At 53.9% G+C, this 4,933-nt stretch carries 6 protein-coding genes and 1 pseudogene; 4 read left to right on the forward strand and 3 right to left on the reverse strand.

The genetic code is table 11. The annotated features are described in order from the left end of the window. Positions 1–101: 101 nt before the first annotated feature. Entirely contained in the window at positions 102–359 is a 258-nt protein-coding gene (locus tag DBR24_RS06660) for a DUF2790 domain-containing protein (protein WP_128614282.1), read from the forward strand. A gap of 120 nt (positions 360–479) precedes the next feature. Here the strand turns inward: DBR24_RS06660 and DBR24_RS06665 are convergent. Both DBR24_RS06665 and DBR24_RS06670 read right to left on the reverse strand, forming a co-directional pair. After that, a pseudogene (locus DBR24_RS06665) lies at positions 480–1,043 on the reverse strand (carbonic anhydrase); the annotation flags it as partial. Between the two features lie 146 nt (positions 1,044–1,189). Then, positions 1,190–2,113 (reverse strand): LysR family transcriptional regulator, encoded by a 924-nt coding sequence (locus DBR24_RS06670; RefSeq protein WP_128614283.1) that lies wholly within the window; start codon positions 2,111–2,113, stop codon positions 1,190–1,192. 311 nt (positions 2,114–2,424) lie between these two features. On the opposite strand from DBR24_RS06670, the gene DBR24_RS06675 reads away from it, so the two are divergent. Genes DBR24_RS06675 through DBR24_RS06685 form a run of 3 tightly spaced genes read left to right on the forward strand, consistent with a single transcriptional unit; the run spans position 2,425 to position 4,055 of the window. Further along, a complete protein-coding gene (locus tag DBR24_RS06675; protein WP_123464161.1) occupies positions 2,425–2,637 on the forward strand; it encodes a 4-oxalocrotonate tautomerase family protein in 213 nt (70 codons plus the stop codon). Then, the gene (locus tag DBR24_RS06680) at positions 2,637–3,290 is read left to right on the forward strand and encodes a DsbA family oxidoreductase (protein WP_123464159.1); all 654 of its coding nucleotides are present in this window, start codon (positions 2,637–2,639) and stop codon (positions 3,288–3,290) included. The genes DBR24_RS06675 and DBR24_RS06680 overlap by 1 nt, the downstream gene beginning before the upstream one ends. Before the next feature lie 51 nt (positions 3,291–3,341). Continuing rightward, a complete protein-coding gene (locus DBR24_RS06685) occupies positions 3,342–4,055 on the forward strand; it encodes an SDR family NAD(P)-dependent oxidoreductase (RefSeq protein ID WP_123464157.1) in 714 nt (237 codons plus the stop codon). A 419-nt stretch (positions 4,056–4,474) separates the two neighbouring features. On the opposite strand, the gene DBR24_RS06690 is transcribed toward DBR24_RS06685, so the two are convergent. Continuing rightward, positions 4,475–4,933, reverse strand: a 459-nt coding sequence (locus DBR24_RS06690) for a DUF2971 domain-containing protein (protein ID WP_146188976.1), incomplete at its 5' end; no start/stop codon positions are given.

Here is a 4,933-nt window from a genome sequence, read left to right on the forward strand (position 1 = left end):
ACAGTATTTGTCCAGCCCGCCGATATTTCCTCGCCGCTCCTACCCTTAGCATCGTCTCCAACCCGCAAACAAACACGGTTTTCAACGAGACGGTGAACATTATGAACTTTAAGAAAATTGCACCGGATTTACTGTTGGGCAGTTTCGGTGCGCACGCTTATGCCGATAAATCGGACGCGGCGAATCTCCCGGTCGAGACCTACAGCTCTTCGACAAATATGGATATCGAACACGTTACCTTTATCACCGAACTGGCCAACGAATGTGCCCCTGTACCGGTGCAGATGACCTACGAAGATTCCCATGGCGAGCGCCAAGTTCTGCAATATCAAGTCATGGGCACCGGCTGTCCCAGTTGAGTCTGAGTTGGTAATTCGTTATCTGAAGAGTACCGACCAAACGCTCCTTTAACTGAAGCCCGTTATGCGTGAATTTTGGTGTCGGTTTCCAAGCAGAATGCTTGTGGTGGTATAAACTTTTTACCGTATCTCATGACTTTTCACAGCCCGTCCACCCTTGACGGGCTTTTTTATACCTGCATTTCTAAGATTTTTTTCACAGCGAGAAATATCGTCACCAGCGATGCACCCCGCCTCGATGTCGTAGACCCAGCTGTGCGGATTCAGGCGAACCTGCGAGCGCGAGGTGCACGGAAGGATGCGTTCGCAGGTTCGCTAGTTGCGCAATCACGTTTTCGCGCACCAGGCCGTCGCGCTTTGCGCGGGGCGCGTCGAAATTGTGGGCGGCGTTAATCTCTTTCGCGGCGTCTGAGTGCCGTAGCCAACTGGCTACCGCCGAAGATGATCCAAGCAGGTGCAGCGTGAAATCGCGCCCATCGCCTCGCAGTCCGAGTGACCGCAGATCACGATGTCCTATACGCCGAACACTGCGACCGCATATTCGACGCTGGCCGAGACGCCGCCCGGTTCAGGGCCTTACGCCGGCACAATGTTGCCGGCGTTGCGAATCACGAACAGTTCGCCGGGTTCGCGCTGCGTCAGGAGTTCGGGCACAACACGGCTGTCCGAGCAGGTGATGAACATCCCGGCAAACAACGATCCTCGCAATCAATTTGGGTGATCTGCCAGGAATCACGCGTTTGAAATTCGGTTTGCTTGAACCCCTCGATATCACCAGTGGTCAAGCCAGATGGTCGATCAATCGGCAGCGCAGGCTGACACTCCCTCGTTCAATTCGCCGCCCAGTCGGCTCGATACTGCAGCAGAAAGTCGACGAATGCCCTGACCCGCTGAGGAACGTAGCGTCCATGGGGGTACAGAAGGGTGTAGGGCCTGGAGCGTCCGTTGTAGGGCTGGAGCACCTCGACGAGGCTTCCATCGGCCAATTCGCGCTCGACAATGAATTTGTAAGTCTGGAACAGACCAGCACTGTGTTTGGCCAGGGTAACGCCGCCCAGCACATCATCCGAACAGCAATATCTACCCTCAGTGAAGATCTCACGGTGTTTCCCCTCGACGTCGAACAGCCATGAGATGCTTCGACCGCTGCTGGGCAGTTCAAATTGAATGCACTCGTGAGCGACAAGGTCATCCAGCGTCGTTGGGGTGCCGGCTTTGGTCAGGTATTCAGGTGTCGCGACCACGACCAGTTGTGCGTCTTCGAGCAAGCGGGCAATCAGCGTCGAGTCAGGTTGAGCCCGGACCCGAATCGCCAGATCATAGCCCTCCGCTACAAAGTCGATATTTCGGTTACCCAAGTGGATATCCACGCTGACGTCTGGATAAAGCGCTCGAAACTTCGGCAGAAGCGGCAAGATCCGGTGATGCCCGTAGGTGGTCGGAAGACTGATACGCAGCCGCCCTGAAGGTGTCGATTGAGCGCCCATGACTTCTTGCTGCGCTTCCACCAGTTGAGTCAGGGCTTGTCGGCATTGTTCGTAGAACACTCGCCCCGGCTCAGTCATCCGGATGCTGCGCGTGGTTCTCACGAACAGGCGTGATCCCAAACGCTCCTCAAGTCGCAAAATCGAGCGGCTTACTGCCGCAGGCGTCACACCTGCTACTTGCGCTGCTGCAGTAAAACTGCCCGTTTCCGAGGCGAGGCAAAATAGCTCGATGCTTCCTAGCTGCAGGTCATCAAAATGGCGCTTCATATTAATCACACTGAGTATTGGGCAACGTCGCGAAAGCATACCGATGTCGATCATGCAGTGGCGAGCAGTTGATTTCAGGGAGCTGTTCCACCGGAATCGTTTTATGAAGCAGAGGTGGATGCTAGTGAATCAGCCTCCGAACAGTGGAATGCCCGAGTCATGGTCTGCAAGGGTTGGCAACGACTCAATTCATTACACTGTGTCATAAATGAAGTGACCAGACCCGCATTTATTCATCCAAGGCAACCTTCTAGAGTTCATTCCACTTGCCGCCTCATCATATCGATGGGGAGCGAACTGGAGACTCTCCCATGCCTTTCATCAGCGTTCGTATTACCCGTGACGGTGTTACCAAAGAACAGAAAGCTCAGGTCATCGCCGAGATCACCAAAACCATGGAGACGGTGCTCAACAAGGATCCGCACCTGACGCATATCGTGATCGAGGAAGTGGATACCGATAACTGGGGCTACGCTGGAATAACCACAACCGAGTACCGCAAGTCGCTGGTGGAGCCCAAGTAATGAGGCTCATCAGAGTCGACTTTGTGTCGGATGTCGTGTGCCCCTGGTGTGCGCTTGGCGCCACGGCCTTGCAACAGGCCATTGCCAATCTGACCGGCGAAGTTGTCGTCGTGCTGACGTTCAAACCCTTCGAACTCAACCCGGGCATGCCCGCCGAGGGTGAACACGCAGTCAGGCACATGATGCGCAAGTATGGCCGCAGCGCCGAGCAAATTGCCTCGCGCAATGACTCAGTGATCGCCCGTGGCAAAGCCATCGGTTTTGAGTTTGACCTGGCAAAACGCAGCCATTTCTACAACACCTTCGATGCTCACAGGCTGCTGTTCTGGGCGGCGCAAGACGGTCAACAGCTCGCGCTGAAGAACATCCTGCTCAAGGCGTATTTCACCGACGGCCAGAACCCCAGTGCCCCCGAAACCCTGGTGCGCCTGGCCGGTGAAGCGGGACTTTGCACCGCTCGCGCCCGGCAGATACTGGACACCGACGAGTTCGCCACGGAAATCCGTGAGCTAGAAGATTTTTACCTTCAACGCGGTATCAACTCGGTCCCGGCCATGGTGCTGAACGGTGGTCATCTGGTGTCCGGATCGCAGTCAGTCGAGGAATACGAACAGATCCTCAGACAAATGGCGCGAGAGTCGGCGCCAGCCTGATGGCCCTACTTATCCATTGAAACAGCTTTCATAAACTATCGAGGAATTATCATGAGCCATTCAAAAAAAGTCGTTGTGGTTACTGGCGCATCCCAAGGTCTGGGCGCAGGAATCGTCGAAGGTTTTCGTAAACTCGGCTATCAAGTGGTTGCGACTTCTCGCTCCATCAAACCGTCATCGGACCCGGACATCCTGACCGTCGCAGGTGACATTGCCGATCCGGCTACTGCCGAGAAAATCATCCGCGAAGGCGTAGCGCGTTTCGGCCGCATTGACACTCTGGTGAACAACGCCGGGATCTTCCTGGCCAAACCTTTCACGGCCTATACCCGTGAAGAGTATGTAAACACCGTGGCCACCAACATGGGCAGCTTCTTCCATATGTCGCAACAGGCGATTGCCCAGATGGAGAAACAAGGTGAGGGTGGGCATGTGGTCAGCATCACCACTACGCTGGTCGATCACGCTATCGAGGGCGTGCCATCGGTGCTCGCATCGCTTACCAAAGGCGGCATGAACGCCGCGACCAAATCCCTGGCGATCGAGTACGCCAAGCGCGGTATTCGCGTTAACGCTGTATCGCCAGGCATCATCAAGACCCCGATGCATGGAGAGGAAAGCCACGCCGCTCTAGGCAGCCTGCATCCGGTCGGCCACATGGGCGAAGTGCAAGACATCGTCGCAGCGGTGCTGTACTTGGACAGCGCCAACTTCGTCACTGGCGAAATCCTGCACGTCGATGGAGGCCAAAGCGCCGGTCATTGAAGCAAACCGCCAGTATCTGTGCGGCAATTTTCAGCCTATGTTCAATCGGCTCCCACACCTGGCCACGGTGTGGGGGCTTTTTTCGCGGTGTCTAAACTAAGCCCCCCGGATCTGTCTACCATTGCCTGACTCTCTGGTCGATGCATTCGAACCACTTCTTCGAACAGGGAACGCCCGTGCATGACTGATGCTTAAGAGGGCCTGGCCACCGTTGTGGTGATTGCCCATTATCTGCGGCAGGTGCTAATCAAAAAGGTTTCAGCATGAGCAAGAAGGCACTTGCGAGTGATTGCTTTCGGCCAAAAGCAGCCATTCGCACTTTGGACTATCGATACCCATAGCGGGCTGCATTTCGAGTTGTGTCAAAAGCAGTAATTATAGTTATGCAATCGTCGGGCAGCTTTCAGTGTAGAGATTCGCTATTCATTTTTAAACTTGGTCAATTCAAAACCCGTGGAGCCTTTCTGAATTTTTTCTAATCCGACGTGAGCGAAATGGCTGCTCTTTTTCAAAATCCCTACTAACTCGCTGATTGTTTGCCCTTTTGAATTAAGGCCAATAATGACTTTTGAAATTGCCGTAGCCGGGACATCAAATAACGACACATCATCACCGGATGGGGTTTTAAATCTTTTGCATGCTGCATCTAATGGTAAGAGCATGCGCCATTCCTGTTCGTATTCCCAACTTTTACTTTTCAGGACAAAAGTATCAAACGGCATGTCCATCATTGTGGCACTTGGCTGCCTATCAGCATAAACTACTCGACGCAGGTGATAAAACTCATCCTTGTCAGATCGCCGACCGTTGAAAAAAGGATGCGCAGTATCAAACTCCAGCACAAACCCTGTTGAGTTTTCTGCATAATTTGCCCACAT

Origin of the sequence: Pseudomonas sp. HMWF006 (assembly GCF_003061205.1) — a bacterium.
Lineage (GTDB): Bacteria > Pseudomonadota > Gammaproteobacteria > Pseudomonadales > Pseudomonadaceae > Aquipseudomonas > Aquipseudomonas monsensis.